The sequence below is a fragment of the Deltaproteobacteria bacterium HGW-Deltaproteobacteria-6 genome (assembly GCA_002840435.1).
GTDB lineage: Bacteria > Desulfobacterota > Syntrophia > Syntrophales > Smithellaceae > UBA8904.
The window spans coordinates 1-13835 of record PHAT01000010.1 but is presented as its reverse complement, the minus strand read 5'-3'; the positions used below and the strand labels follow the sequence as shown (position 1 = coordinate 13835).

The 13835-nt window shown below is 47.8% G+C and carries 11 protein-coding genes; 3 read left to right on the top strand and 8 right to left on the bottom strand.

The features are described from left to right. Positions 1-89 precede the first annotated feature (89 nt). Positions 90-2879, top strand: coding sequence for an isoleucine--tRNA ligase (locus CVU71_17415; protein ID PKN17074.1), 2790 nt, complete (start codon positions 90-92; stop codon positions 2877-2879). Positions 2880-3062: 183 nt separating this feature from the next. Next, positions 3063-3560 carry a signal peptidase II gene (gene lspA / locus CVU71_17410; protein ID PKN17073.1) on the top strand — a complete coding sequence of 166 codons (498 nt, stop codon included), beginning with the start codon at positions 3063-3065 and terminating at the stop codon, positions 3558-3560. 12 nt (positions 3561-3572) lie between these two features. Here lspA and CVU71_17405 read toward each other — a convergent pair whose 3' ends face one another. Together CVU71_17405 and CVU71_17400 are read right to left on the bottom strand one after the other, a co-directional pair. Further along, positions 3573-4373 carry a 4Fe-4S ferredoxin gene (locus tag CVU71_17405; protein PKN17072.1) on the bottom strand — a complete coding sequence of 267 codons (801 nt, stop codon included), beginning with the start codon at positions 4371-4373 and terminating at the stop codon, positions 3573-3575. A gap of 8 nt (positions 4374-4381) precedes the next feature. Further along, positions 4382-4816 carry a hypothetical protein gene (locus CVU71_17400; GenBank protein ID PKN17071.1) on the bottom strand — a complete coding sequence of 145 codons (435 nt, stop codon included), beginning with the start codon at positions 4814-4816 and terminating at the stop codon, positions 4382-4384. Positions 4817-5235: 419 nt separating this feature from the next. Between CVU71_17400 and glpB the strand changes: the two genes are divergently transcribed. Next, on the top strand, positions 5236-6432 hold the full coding sequence (gene glpB, locus CVU71_17395) for an anaerobic glycerol-3-phosphate dehydrogenase subunit B (GenBank protein ID PKN17070.1): 1197 nt from the start codon (positions 5236-5238) through the stop codon (positions 6430-6432). A gap of 174 nt (positions 6433-6606) precedes the next feature. On the opposite strand, the gene CVU71_17390 is transcribed toward glpB, so the two are convergent. From CVU71_17390 to CVU71_17365, 6 genes are all read right to left on the bottom strand, one after another. Next, complete coding sequence (locus CVU71_17390) at positions 6607-7626, bottom strand: peptidase M23 (GenBank protein PKN17069.1); 1020 nt, start codon at positions 7624-7626, stop codon at positions 6607-6609. Between the two features lie 213 nt (positions 7627-7839). Continuing rightward, positions 7840-8184, bottom strand: a complete 345-nt coding sequence (locus tag CVU71_17385) for a hypothetical protein (protein PKN17068.1) — start codon at positions 8182-8184, stop codon at positions 7840-7842. 25 nt (positions 8185-8209) lie between these two features. After that, the gene (locus tag CVU71_17380) at positions 8210-9445 is read right to left on the bottom strand and encodes a hypothetical protein (GenBank protein ID PKN17067.1); all 1236 of its coding nucleotides are present in this window, start codon (positions 9443-9445) and stop codon (positions 8210-8212) included. Further along, complete coding sequence (locus CVU71_17375) at positions 9442-11544, bottom strand: type I secretion system permease/ATPase (GenBank protein ID PKN17066.1); 2103 nt, start codon at positions 11542-11544, stop codon at positions 9442-9444. Before CVU71_17375 ends, CVU71_17380 begins: the two co-directional genes overlap by 4 nt. Continuing rightward, positions 11519-12880 carry a hypothetical protein gene (locus CVU71_17370; GenBank protein ID PKN17065.1) on the bottom strand — a complete coding sequence of 454 codons (1362 nt, stop codon included), beginning with the start codon at positions 12878-12880 and terminating at the stop codon, positions 11519-11521. The genes CVU71_17375 and CVU71_17370 overlap by 26 nt, the downstream gene beginning before the upstream one ends. A 117-nt stretch (positions 12881-12997) precedes the next feature. Further along, on the bottom strand, positions 12998-13835 hold an 838-nt coding region (locus CVU71_17365; GenBank protein PKN17064.1), incomplete at its 5' end, for a hypothetical protein.

Here is a 13835-nt window from a genome sequence, read left to right as displayed (position 1 = left end):
CCAAGCGACATAAGCAGGGAGCCTTCCCCGCATTAGTCACAAATCGCGGTTTAACCGCTATTTTTTTAAGAAGACAGGAGTAACAGGAAATGGATTACAAACAGACATTAAATCTTCCTCAAACCGATTTCCCGATGAAAGCCAATCTGGCGGCGCGGGAACCGGAAATGCTGAAAAAATGGGAAGAGATGGACATTTACCAGAAGATCCGGGAAACAGCCAAAGGCAGGAAGCCTTATATTCTGCATGACGGCCCCCCCTATGCCAACGGCAATATTCATCTGGGCACGGCGCTCAACAAAATCATCAAGGATATCGTCATCAAAGCCAAGAATATGACGGGTTTTGACGGCGTGTATGTGCCGGGCTGGGATTGCCACGGGCTGCCGATTGAACATCAGGTCGATAAAGAACTGGGGGGAAAGAAATCCGGAATGTCGCAGGTGGAAAAACGCCGCGCCTGTCGTGTCTATGCGGAAAAATTCGTGGATATTCAGCGCACGCAGTTCAAACGCCTGGGCGTTTTCGGCGAATGGGAAAATCCCTATCTGACTATGGCCTACCCTTATGAAGCAACGACCGTTGCCGAATTCGGCAAACTCTACCTCAATGGCAGTGTTTATAAAGGAAAGAAACCCGTTTACTGGTGCGCCACCTGCAAAACCGCTTTGGCGGAAGCCGAAGTGGAATACGCAGACCATCATACCCCATCCATCTATGTGAAGTTTGCTTTCACCTCCGACATCAGCCAGATTCTGCCAAAGCTTGCCGGTGAGAAAGTACACATGGTCATCTGGACGACCACCCCCTGGACGATTCCCGCCAACCTGGCCATCGCGGTCAAGGACGATTTCATCTACGTGGCGGTAAAAATCAATGACGACGTGCTGATTGTCGCCAAGGACATGCTCGATTATTGTCTGGATGCTTTCGGTTATCGCGATAAAAAATATGAGATTCTCGATGAGTTCAAGGGCGAAGTTCTGGAAGGCCAGAAATGCGTCCATCCGCTGATTAAGAGACACAGTCTCCTGATCCTGGCGCCCTTTGTAACGCTGGACGCCGGAACCGGCGCCGTGCATATCGCTCCCGGCCATGGCCAGGAAGACTATGAAATCGGTCTGGAGTATGGTCTGGACAACTACGCACCGGTAGACGATGCGGGGAAATTCACCGAAGATGTCGAACATTTTGCCGGCCAGTTTGTTTTTGACGCCAACGATAACGTCATCAAAAAGCTAGAAGAAGCGGGCGCGCTGATGGGACATGTTCCCATGCAGCATTCCTACCCGCATTGCTGGCGCTGCAAAAAACCCATCATTTTCCGTTCCACCGAACAGTGGTTCATCTCGATGGAGAAAAACGATCTGCGCAAAAAAGCACTGGCGGCCATCGATGATGTGCAGTGGATTCCTTCCTGGGGACACGACCGCATCTACGGCATGGTGGAAAACCGTCCCGACTGGTGCATCTCCCGCCAGAGGCTCTGGGGCGTACCCATTACCGTTTTTTATTGCGCCAAGTGCAAAAACGAACTGTTGACTCAGGAAATTCTGGATCATCTGGTGGCCCTTGTGGAAAAAAGCGGCGCGGATGTCTGGTTTGAAAAAGAACCGAAAGATCTGATGCCTCATCACACCACCTGCCCGCATTGTCACAGCACGGAGTTTACCAAGGAAGTCAACATCCTCGATGTGTGGTTTGACTCCGGCGTCAGCCATGCGGCGGTTCTGGAAAAAAGAGCGTATCTGGGTTCGCCGTGCGACATGTATCTGGAAGGAAACGATCAGCATCGCGGCTGGTTCCATTCTTCACTTTTGGAATCCGTGGGAACCCGCGGACGGGCGCCTTACAAAAGCGTTCTGACGCACGGCTTTGTTGTTGATGGTGAAGGCAAGAAGATGTCCAAGTCCGTCGGTAACGTGATCGGGGCGGAAGAAGGCATTGCCAAATATGGCGCGGAAATCCTCAGGCTCTGGGTCGCGGCGGAGGACTACACCGATGATATCCGCATCTCCGAAGAAATTCTCAAACGTCTGATGGAAGCCTATCGGCGCATCCGCAACACCAGCCGCTTCATCCTGGGCAACCTCTATGATTTTAAAGCGGACACCGACAGCGTCCCCTACGACCGGATGATGGAAATGGATCAGTGGGCGCTCCACCGCCTTCAGGAAGTCATCAAACGCGTAACGGAAGCCTACGAGCGCCATCAGTTTCATGTGGTTTTTTACACGCTGTATAATTACTGCACCGTGGATTTAAGCGCGCAGTATCTGGACATTCTGAAAGACCGGCTCTACACGAATAAGGCCGCCTCCGTGGCGCGCCGCTCCGGTCAGACAACCATGTTGACTATTTTAAACGCCATGACCAGGCTGCTCGCACCGATCCTGACCTTCACGGCCGAAGAAGTCTGGGCATCCCTGCCCGAATGGCGGCAAAAAGAAACAAGCGTCCATCTGGCGCAATTCCCGCAGGTCAACGAGCAGTATTTCAACGCGGCCTTAGGCGAACGCTGGAAGACCATGATTGACGCAAAGAGTGAAATTGCCAAAGCCATTGAACTGGCGCGCAAGGAAAAAGTCATCGGTCATTCCCTCGATGCGCGGGTCAGCATTGCCGCACCCGAAAAAATGCGGGCCTTGTTTGCCGCGCATCTGGAAGACTTGCGCGCGCTCCTGATTGTTTCGCAGTTGCAGCTGGCCGATGAAAAAGACATCGCCAAACCCTACGCCAGTGAGGAAATCAAAGGTTTGACAGTCGGTGTGGAAAAAGCCCGCGGCGCCAAATGCGAGCGGTGCTGGATTTATGAAGAATCGGTGGGGGCAAGCACGGAACATCCGACGGTATGCAGCCGTTGTCTGCCGAATCTGTAACATTGCCAGTCCCCCTTTAAAAAAAGGGGGACTCAGGGGGATTTTATTATTTTAAATCCTCCCTAACCCTCCTCGCGCCACCTTCAGGTGGTTTAAAAGGGAGGGGATAATAATACATTCTATGCGAATCTCTATGAATATTGTCCTATCGTATTTACAAAAGGCGATTTAAGGAGCACTTCTTTGAAAAAAAATTTACTGATATTCTTTCTGGGCGCTGCGGTTATTATTGTTCTGGATCAGATAACAAAATCGGCAATTACCGCAAGATTCATCCTGCACGAATCCTATCCGGTCATTAACGGTTTATTTAATCTTGTTTATGTCATGAATCCCGGCGCAGCATTCGGATTTCTGGCCGATGCTTCCGAAACATTCCGCTATGTTTTCTTTACCGGCGTCACCGTTGCGGCCGTGATCTTAATCGTCTATTATCTCATCAAAAGCAATCCGCGGAATTTAATGCTGGTGGGTTCCCTGACCCTGATTTTCGGCGGAGCGGTCGGCAACCTGATCGACCGGCTGCGTTTCGGCGCGGTTGTGGATTTTCTGGATGTGTTCATCGGCTCCGCGCACTGGCCGGCTTTTAATGTGGCGGATTCCGCCATCACCGTCGGCGCGGTACTCATGATCTGGGAGATGATTTTAAACCGGAAGAACAAAGACGCCGCATCAACTTAACTGTTCATCTTATTACTGAGAGTCTTTTCCGGGAGCACAAGCCAGCATATCTTTGAGTGATATGTCCGGGTGGTGATAGCGTTTTTTGGTTATGGTGTTTTTGCCATACTGAATCGCTTCCTCCGGGCACCATTGAATGCAGGCAAAACACTGTTCGCAGCGGTGCTGCCACACAGGCTTGCCGCTGACGATGCGAATGTTCCGGGCCGGGCAGATCTTTTCGCAAATCCCGCAGCTGTTGCATTTTTCATCAGCCAGAAATGATTTATCCATTCTGGCGACATACGGTAGAGATTTTCGGTAAATCATCGAGAATATCAGATTCTGCCAGAGAGGCCCCTTCTCCGGCGGCCGGTCTTCCTGATTGCGGACTGCCTCGGCAATCTTTTCAATTTTCTCAAGCGCGACGAAAAATTTTTTCTGCTGTTTGTCCTGTGAAACAGCCCCGCCCCAGGGAATATAATTGCTGGGCAGATCGATGGAAAATCCGCAGGAAAGATGAAGATTTCTGGCGTGCAAAAGTTTCCGCAACTGAATCAGTGTTGCGGCAACCTGTCCGGCGTTGACGGCAACGGCAAAAACATATTGCGTGCGGTCGGCTTTCAGGCGACGAAGAAATTCAATAACGGGCGGCGGCACCCCCCAGATGTGAACGGGAAAAACCAGACCGATGCGTTCCGAATCACAAGTGAGAGATGTTTTTTTATTGCGGCTGAGGGAAATCAGCTCCGACAGATCCAGACGACCGGCTATCTTCTTAGCCGTCCACAGAGAGTTGCCTGTTCCCGTATAAAAATAAATAGTTGTTTTCATCAGGGTGATTACTTCAGCACCCGGTTGTAACCGGCTTCCGTGAAACCATACACTTGATTATTGTTGATAATGGCGAACGGAACGTCTGTACTGTCATCTATTCCTTTTCTTTTTTCCGCCGCAGTCTGATCCTGATCCAAATTATATTCCGTAAATTCCAGATTCTTGGAATTTAAAAAATTCCTGGCTTTGTCGCAATCGGGACAATCGTTTTTTGTATAAAGGACAATATCCGGTTTTTTTTCTTTTTGAGCCGTCAGTTTTTCATCCGCCTTTTTACTCTCCTCAAATACTTTTACTTTCTGTTTTTTTAAACTTTTGGGCGGGAGATAATCGGTGATATGCGCCACACCGGATTCATCTTCCCAGGTGTATAAATCGGCACTCGCCGGTCCCGCCATCATAACGATCACTGCCAATGAAAATAACAAGTATTTTTTCATAAAGACCTCACTCCCCGCGCCTCAGGCGCGCATCCGGCAGATGAAGATCAACGCGCTGCCGTTCTATGGTGTTGGCTCAAATAAAAAGTAAACGGATACAGCATAATTTTAACTCTGCTGATTTTAGCCGGAATATTATTAAAAATCAATGACATTGTTACAGATCGTTATCAACCGTCCGTCAGGAACAGGTAAATATCCATTCATGTAAAGAGGGTTCCCTGACGGCAAAAGAAGCGGTTCGGAAATACATTCTTGACAGGAGAGGCCGGTCGCTATACTGATGAACGTCATCAAAACGGTTTCGCAATTTCCAAACGGTTAAAAACAGTCAAACTGTTGTTCAGCCGTTTTATATAAAGCTGGTATTGACGCATCAAATATAGCTATCCGGATATTTTCGCCATGGAGAAACAACCATGAGCTTGATCGAATACGATGTCATTGTAATCGGCGCAGGAGTGGCAGGTCTGACAGCCGGCGCCTGCCTTGCCGAACAAGGCATGAAAGTCGCTCTGGTCACCAGCGGTGAACCGACCGCCTGTCTTTCCACCGGCTGCATCGATGTTTGTTCGAACAAGCAAAATCCTCTTATCGGCATTGCGGAACTTCCTCCGGAGCATCCCTATCACCTGGTTTCCGTTAAAACCATCAGAGAGGCATTGAAAAATTTTCAGACGGTCATGGCGGAGGCGGATCTGCAATACACGGGAAATCCGGAAAATAATCGTCCGGTTCTTTCGGCTATCGGAACATTCAAAACCACCTGCCTGACACCTTTGACCATGCAGTCCTCCCCCCAAAGCGATGATGAAAGAATACACATTGTCACGTTTTCCGGTCTTAAGGATTTTTATCCCGGCTATATCATTTCCCGGCTTTCAAACGCGTCTTATTCAACATACGACGCGGGTGTTTCCACAACCATGGGCATTGCATCCAAATTTGAAGATGATTCATTTCTGGAAGCATTCATCCTGTGGCTGGAAAAACAAAATATCCGTGAAGATAAAATTGCCGTTCCGGCTGTACTGGGTTTGGAGTCGGCGGCAGCCATTCTGCAGAAGATCGAACACCGTCTGGAACGTCCCGTTTTTGAAATTCCCACGATTCCGCCTTCCATGCCCGGCCGAAGGCTGTTTAACGGACTGAAAGACCATTTTCGCCGCAAGGGGGGCGTTATCTACTGGAATTGGCCGGTTGTCGGCGTGGAAAAATCCGGAAGACAAATTGAAGCAGTCATGGCCGAATCACACGGCAGACCCAACAGCCTCAATGCCAGAGCGTTTATTCTGGCCACCGGATCCTTTGTCGGCGGCGGGCTTTGGGCAAAACATGATAAGATTACAGAAAAGATATTTAATCTGCCAGTCTTTGTGCCGGGTGAACGGGATGTCTGGTTTGATCAGGATTACTTTTCCATGAATCATGGCATCGGTCAGGCAGGCATTGAGGTTGATTCAACCTTCCGGCCCGCGAACTGCTCCTGGGATAATCTTTTTGTCTGCGGTGCCATCCTGGCCCACACGGAAGCATTGAAAAACGGCTGTGGAAACGGTTTTGCGATAGCCACGGGCCATGCCGCGGCTCAGTCCTGCCTGGAACACATGCGCTGAAGGTTAAAGGCTGCATCCGCCGGGCAAGCTAACGGAACGCTGCGAATTGATTTTTGTGCTAGCTTTGATTTGATATCAGAGGTTTCTACATCTGTTGCCAAGCATGAACCAGACGGCAAAATTACGCCGGAAATTTGAAATGCAGAAAAAAATTTTCATAAGACAATATTGTCTCTACTCTATAATAAAAACACGTTCCAGATTGATTAAGATGCGGTCGTCTCTTTTGAGTTGATAGACACCTCGCCAGATGCCTTTGGCAAGCGGATGATCCTGCGTGTTACGTCTCCCCGCATAACTCACCCAGCTTCGATTACTTTTTGTCAGATATTTTCCCTGATCAATCATGACACGCTGATCAGGATTAATTAAAGTGAAGTGTTCTCTATCCCCCTGCAATACACCAAATACGTGAACCCAGAAGATCAGCGCAGGCATCTCGGATGAATGTGATTTTGCCGCCCGGAATTCTCCCTGCCACAGTTCGATCTGTGCTGGAGGCTTTGGTGAAAAGCCGGCGCGAATCAAACCGGTGGGGACATAATCGGGTGCATTCTCCCAGAGCGCGTGACGTGAAACCTGACATCCAGCAACCGATGATCGACCGACAAAAGGATCAACGACCTTGTCCTGATAACGAACCGTGAAATGGACATGCGGGAAAGAAGCGAGCCCCGACGAACCGACCATGCCCAGAGGCGTCCCTTTCCTGACCGTGTTGCCTTTTTTAACGGCAATGGAACCATTGAGCAGATGACAGTATTGCGTTTGCCAGCCATGGCCATGATCGATAACTAAGCCATTGCCGCATTCGATATTACTTACAGCTTTTTTCTGTGCCTGGTCAGCAATTAACCGGTCGGCCATACCATCCCGCGCTCTGTGGACAATACCATCGGCAGCGGCAAGCACGGCAACCCCCTGTTTCATTGTTGCCAAATCCGATATCCCAAAATCAGTCCCGTTATGCTCGTTGTAAGTCTGGCTGCCACAGCCAAAGTCCAGCACCTTATCACCAGGATCCAGGTCCACATAATGCATAATATAACAGTTGCTGCCTAACGTGCATTTGATGGGCAGTGCCAATACCGGCTGTGCTGTTGTTTCCGTGCTTCCAGCAAAAGAAGGCCGAATAACAATAAGCAGCACAATGATGACGGCATGAAACAAATGCTTCTGCATAGATGAGATCATAAGTTATTTGGGCAATATATCTAATAAATAAACATTTCCACGCCCCTTTATCCTCTTTCCCATGAGAATGTATCATGATTCCGAATCCCGAAAAATCGGGATTCGGAATGACAATTGTTGCGACACAGTCCCTGGTGCGAGATGATAAAGAGACAGTCACTCAGAAGGCTTCGCCCTTTTGAGACAGAATGACGCCATCCGATGATAACATATCTACTGCATCTTTGGCTTCTCTTCCGTGGCGGCCTGCGGTGCGGAGATATCAATGACGCCATTAGCTGCTTCATAGCGGCGAAGCAGATTACCCAGTGTCACAGCGAAACGTTTTGCGTTCTTGAGTGAAACAGCCATTTTTGATTCTATCATGACAATGCCTGGATCAACGGACTGATTGCCAAACATGAAAATGACTTCATCTGCGCCGAAACCAATATTGAAAATGCTGGAATACTGGGTCTTAACACCCTCCTCCGTAAAACGTATTTTCCTGGTCTGAATGTTTTGAGTTTCCTGACCCGCTTCATTCTGATTTACATTATCCTGTTCATTTTTTGCCATCGTAAATACCTCCTTTTATTTTCATTTATCTTACTTTCAAACCCTCATCCAGATATCGAATAATCGGAAAAAGGAAAAACTCTATAATACGGCGCTTGCCGACATTGACTTCCGCAGCCACTGTCATGCCCGGTTTGACTTTATAAACATCACCGTTCTTTGTTTTGAGGCTTTCCGCCAGCATCTTAACCCTTACCGGATAACCGCCTGTTTCATTTTGCTCGTCCTGTGATCTTTCTTTTTGAGCTTTTTCCTCTATACTGTAGGGATTGACAACCTCGATGCTGCCTTCAATAGTTCCGTATTTTTGGAAATCGAAAGTATCCACTTTGATGATGCAGGTCTGCCCTTCCCTGATATAACCGATATCCTTGTTCATTACAACGGCATTAACCTCCAGAGGTGTACCTTCCGGAACGATGCCGACAACAGGCTGCGCTGTGGTTACCACCCCACCAATCGTTTTTACCGGCAAAAGGTGTACATAGCCGGTAACGGGCGCAATGATGAACCGCTTGCCCTGCTTGAACCTTAAGCTGCTGACATCCGCCTCCAGTGTGTTTCGCCCCTGTATATTTGTGGAATAATCGGCAAGAAGCTTTTCCCGAAGCTGCTCTACCTGGCCTGACTTTGCATCACGCTCGCGCTCCAGATTCATTCTTTCTTTCATTTTGTCGCGATAGCGGTTATCGGCCACAGCGCCGATTTCCACCAGAGCCTTCTGCCTTTGTTCGTCTTCAATCGCAATAACCAGCAACTTATCCAAAGTGGATATTTCTTCTTTTAAAGACTTTAATGCATTTCTTTGCACCTGAAAATGTGATTTCTGTGCCTGCATGACATCTGAAGATTGTCCTCTATTCCCCGGGGTAAATTCTTTATCAGCCAGAACAGAATTAATGCGCTCCATGGATAACCGGGAATATTTCAGATTCCGTTCTTTGCCTTCCAAATCAGCCGTATCAACGGAAGGGTCGATTTCCAGCAAAACATCTCCCTTCTTCACATAGTCCCCTTCTTTGACGTGAATTCCGGTAATGACGCCTGTCTCCAGGGGCTGCACCACTTTCACATCGCCTGCGGGAATAACCTTTCCCCGTGCCGTGACCACAACATCAATTTTCAGAAATATTAAGCCCAGGATGGTAACAACCAGCAGGGCAATGATCGTCCATAAGAAAAGCAACCCCAACGGATTGACCGGCCGATCTTCAATTTCCGCAATGATTGGTCTAAATTCATTTTGATCCGAATGATTCATCGCAGCCGATTTTCCTCCTGTTGTTTGTAGAGATAGGTGTAGAGACCGTCTTTTTGCATCAGAGAAACGTGATTGCCGGTTTCGACAATCTTGCCCCGATCAATGACAATGATCATGTCACAGTCGCGCATAACCGAAAGACGATGCGCGATGAAGATCACGGTTCTCCCTTTGCGAATCAGGTGCAGGTTCTGCTGAATCATCCTTTCGGATTCGTAATCCAGGGCGCTGGTCGCTTCGTCAAAGATCAAAATATTCGGATTCATGATCAATGCCCTTGCGATGGCAATACGCTGTTTCTGCCCACCGGACAAAGACGAACCGCGTTCTTCTACGCATGTGTCATAGCCCAGCGGCATTTCGGAAATAAAATCATGGGCGCCTGCAATGCGTGATACCTCTATAATGCGTTCCATAGCGGCATCGGGGGCTGCCATGGCAATATTTTCTTTGATCGTGCCGCTGAAGAGAAAACATTCCTGTAAAACAATCCCGGTGCGGTACCGCAGAAAAAGCGGATCCATATGACGGATATCCACGCCATCAATCATGATCGTGCCTTCAATGGGCAGATAGAGCCGCTGCACCATCTTGGCAATTGTGCTTTTCCCCGACCCACTGCGCCCGACGATTCCCACCATCATCCCGGCGTTGATCTTGAAATCGACTTTGTCCAGAACCAGAGGGCCATCCGGCGCATAGCGGAAGGATACCTCTTTGGCAGTAATCTCACCCTGAATCTGCGAGATGGCAATGGCTCCTCCGACAACTTCCGGAGGTGTATTGATAATATCGCCGATGCGATCCAGCGAAAGTCTGGCCTGCTGAAAATCCTGCCACATATTCACCAGCCGCAGAATCGGCCCGCTCAGTTGCGACGCAAACATCTGAAAGGCGATCAACTGGCCGACGCTCATACTTTTATCGAATACCAGACTCACGCCGAAATAGATCACCGCCAGCGTCATCACCTTCTGAAGCGCCTGTGAAGCAGTCACCGCCACATTACCCAGATTGGATAATTTAAAAGCCGACATAATATAGTCGCCCAAGCTTTTCTCCCAATCCTTGATCATTTTGCCTTCAATCGCCAGGGATTTGACCGTTTGAATGCCCGTGATGGATTCCACCAGAAAGGATTGATTGGCCGCGCCCTTCTGGAACTTTTCCTCCAGCCTTTTTTTGATCATCGGCGTAGCCACAAAGGAGATAACCGCGATAGCCAGAACAAATGCCAGAACAATTAATGTCAGATAGCCGCTGTACAGAACCATGATCGCAATAAAGACCACAGAAAATATCGTATCGAGCAACACCGTCAATGATATATTGGTCATGAATTGCCGGAGATTTTCCAGCTCGCGGACCCGGGCGATGATATTGCCCACTTTGCGGGTTTCAAAATACCGGAACGGCAACGACAAGAGATGACGATAAACTTTCGCGCCCAGGCTGGCATCCACCTTGTTGGCTGTATGGTACAGCAGGTAATTACGCATCAGATTCATAATTGTATCGAAAAGCAGGACAGCCATGAAGGCCCCTGCGACAACCTGAAGCGTTGTCAGGGCGTGATGCGCCAATACCTTGTCAATGATGACTTGAATGAACAGCGGCGTAACCAGACCGAATAACTGAATGAAAAAAGATGCCGTGATAATGGCGGTAAAAACAGGCCGGTGCTTGTAGAATTCCTTGAACAGCCATTTCATATTGAGGAAGAATTCCGTTTTGGTAAAGCGCGGATACAGAGCAATGGCCTCACCGCTCCAGAATTGCAGAAATTCTTCCACTGCCATTTCTCGTGGTTTTCTTTCCTGACAGTTGAAGACGAATATTTTTTCTTCCTTTTTCCCGATCAGAATATGAAACTCATTACTCTTTGAAAGAAAGATCAGCGGCATGGGATATTTCAAAAGCTCTTCAACAGCTTTGAATGCCTTCAACCTTGAACGGATGCCATGATCCCGTAAAATACGAAGAATTTCGGCCTTGCTCAACTCGTCTTCAATGAAATAGCGTCGTTTCACCGCTGCCAAATCGATGCTGACGGAATGAATTTTTGAGACAACCTCAATAGCTACAAGCCCGGTCTCCATCGTATTTCCTTAGAAATTTATTGTAATCAAGCTCCAGCTCCAGCTGTGTTTCATAAACCGCAAGTGTTTGTTCCGATATTTTCAAATCCCTTTCCACGGAAAGCGCGTCTTTTTCCAGTTCCAGCATATCCAGATTACTTCGTTCACCCAGCGCCTGCGCCTTTTTACCGATCGAAATCATTTTTGCATATTGATCGCCAAGTTTTTTAAAATGCCGGTAAGATCGGGTCAGATTTTGATAGCCGTCGGAAATCGTTTTTATGTCTTTATATCTTTCTTCCAGTGCCGCGCGGATGCCTTCCTCCTGCTTGCGGATTTCATAGAGATTCTTCTTCCATTCCCATAACCTTGCCCCGCCGTCGAAAAGTGGCAGGCTGACCAGAACTCCCGCGCTGTATGATGACGGCCTTGTATCCCTTAATGAAGCATCCAGAGTATCCGGTGAACTGTTGAATAAATCATACCGGGTATAAACTGAAATATCAGGCAGCAGATTATTTCTGGCGGATGTTGTTTTAGAACGGATCGCCTCCATTTCCTTTTGCCGCATCTTGTATTCCGGCGCACCGGCAGCCGCACGTTTTTTATCAATTGCCCCTATTTCACCTTGAAATACGATCGGATCAATTACTGTGTTCTCCGAGTAACTGCCACCCGTATAGACGCTTAATCGATGAAGAAGGTCCGTCTTATCTTTTTGAATCCCGGTAATTTCTTTTTCTGTTGATATCACGTCCGTTTCGGCTTTGAGAATATCTTCAAAAGAAAAATGTCCGACGGCACGTGCCTCTTTCTTTATTCTCATAATATCTTTAAGGTGCATCAGAATCCTGCTTGAGTAATCCAGCTTGATTTTAGATTCAATCAATGACCCGTAAATATCCGTAACCTCACGAATGATTTTTTTTGCTTCTGTTTCGCATTGATGAACACTGTAATCTTTCAAGTGTTCATAATATTTCGCTTCATATCTTTTTTTATACCAGTGCGAAAAATAGTACTGACCGGTGAGATTAACGGATGACCTCCATGCGGACTGGTTACCGCCAACCACTTCATTACCGATGGTTTCAATGTTGGTTGTATTTCGCGTGTCGATATTTTCGTAACGCTCACCCCGGCCACTTACATTAACGGTCGGAAACAATCCTGCAATACTCGTGCGGTGTTGCGCATCGGAAATACGAATATCTTCAATGCGCATTCGCAGATTAGGAGAATGCCGCAAAGCGTCAACAACAGTATCCCGATGGTTTAGCGCCTCGGCCATACATAAATCGCATAGATTAAAGATGATGAAGATACTGATCAGAAAGATTAACTTATAGCCCGGCAAAGATACATCCTTCCTTGATAATATTTTCCCCTATATTTGAAACGCAGGAAACGTTCATAACCATTCCCCACGTGTCAAGTTTCGCCGTAATTGTTTTATCTTAAATATTGGAGGCTTCTATATCTGTTGCCAGGTCTGCGCCAGAGTGCTGATATAGCTGTGGTCCGCCATCATGGCATTGAATTTCTGCATCACATCCATGCCGCTGTTGTTAATCTCGCTCATCGTATTAACGATGATTTCTATATCCTGCCTTGTAACATAATGACCATCCGACACTTCCAGGCGCTCTATGCCATAATTATTGCTGCTAAACTGACTGGCAATCTTCACGTAGTTGCCGGTATCGACAAAAATGTACAGATCGCCGTCCTGCTTAACAATCACCGGCTCGGTGGAGGAAATTCCATCCGTCATTTTGAGGGTATCCACATCGGTTGTGATGGTACTATAATCATTTATAGTGTCTTCTCCATCGGTTCGGCGGAAGGTGTATGCATCATTCCCTGTCCCACCAACCAAAACATCATTCCCTTGTCCACCATCAAAGATATCGTTTCCAGCATTACCGGTAAGTGTATTGGCAACACTATTTCCTTTTAGATAGTTATTTAGTTCATTCCCGGCACCATCAACGGCACCTATCCCCGTTAAAGTCATATTTTCAACATTCGCACTGAGCGCGTATGTCATTGAGCTCTTGACTGTGTCTATACCAGCCCCAACATTTTCAGTTACCACATCACTGGCATCATCAACAACGTATGTGTCATTACCAGAACCACCTAACATTCCATCTGCACCTGTTCCGCCATCCAGGTAATCATTGCCATAAGCACCGGTTATCATGTCGTTGCCTTCATATCCATAAATCGTATCCATTCCGTTATTGCCATTCAGGGTATCAGCATCCGATGTCCCCAAAACCTGGTAACCATCCGCATCCAGCTGTGCC

Coding starts and splice junctions, on each gene's coding strand:
- glpB (PKN17070.1), top strand. CDS start 5,236: ATGAGCTTGATCGAATACGATGTCATTGTAATCGGCGCAGGAGTGGCA.
- CVU71_17415 (PKN17074.1), top strand. CDS start 90: ATGGATTACAAACAGACATTAAATCTTCCTCAAACCGATTTCCCGATG.
- CVU71_17385 (PKN17068.1), bottom strand. CDS start 8,184: ATGGCAAAAAATGAACAGGATAATGTAAATCAGAATGAAGCGGGTCAG.
- CVU71_17390 (PKN17069.1), bottom strand. CDS start 7,626: ATGATCTCATCTATGCAGAAGCATTTGTTTCATGCCGTCATCATTGTG.
- CVU71_17375 (PKN17066.1), bottom strand. CDS start 11,544: ATGGAGACCGGGCTTGTAGCTATTGAGGTTGTCTCAAAAATTCATTCC.
- CVU71_17400 (PKN17071.1), bottom strand. CDS start 4,816: ATGAAAAAATACTTGTTATTTTCATTGGCAGTGATCGTTATGATGGCG.
- CVU71_17405 (PKN17072.1), bottom strand. CDS start 4,373: ATGAAAACAACTATTTATTTTTATACGGGAACAGGCAACTCTCTGTGG.
- CVU71_17380 (PKN17067.1), bottom strand. CDS start 9,445: ATGAATCATTCGGATCAAAATGAATTTAGACCAATCATTGCGGAAATT.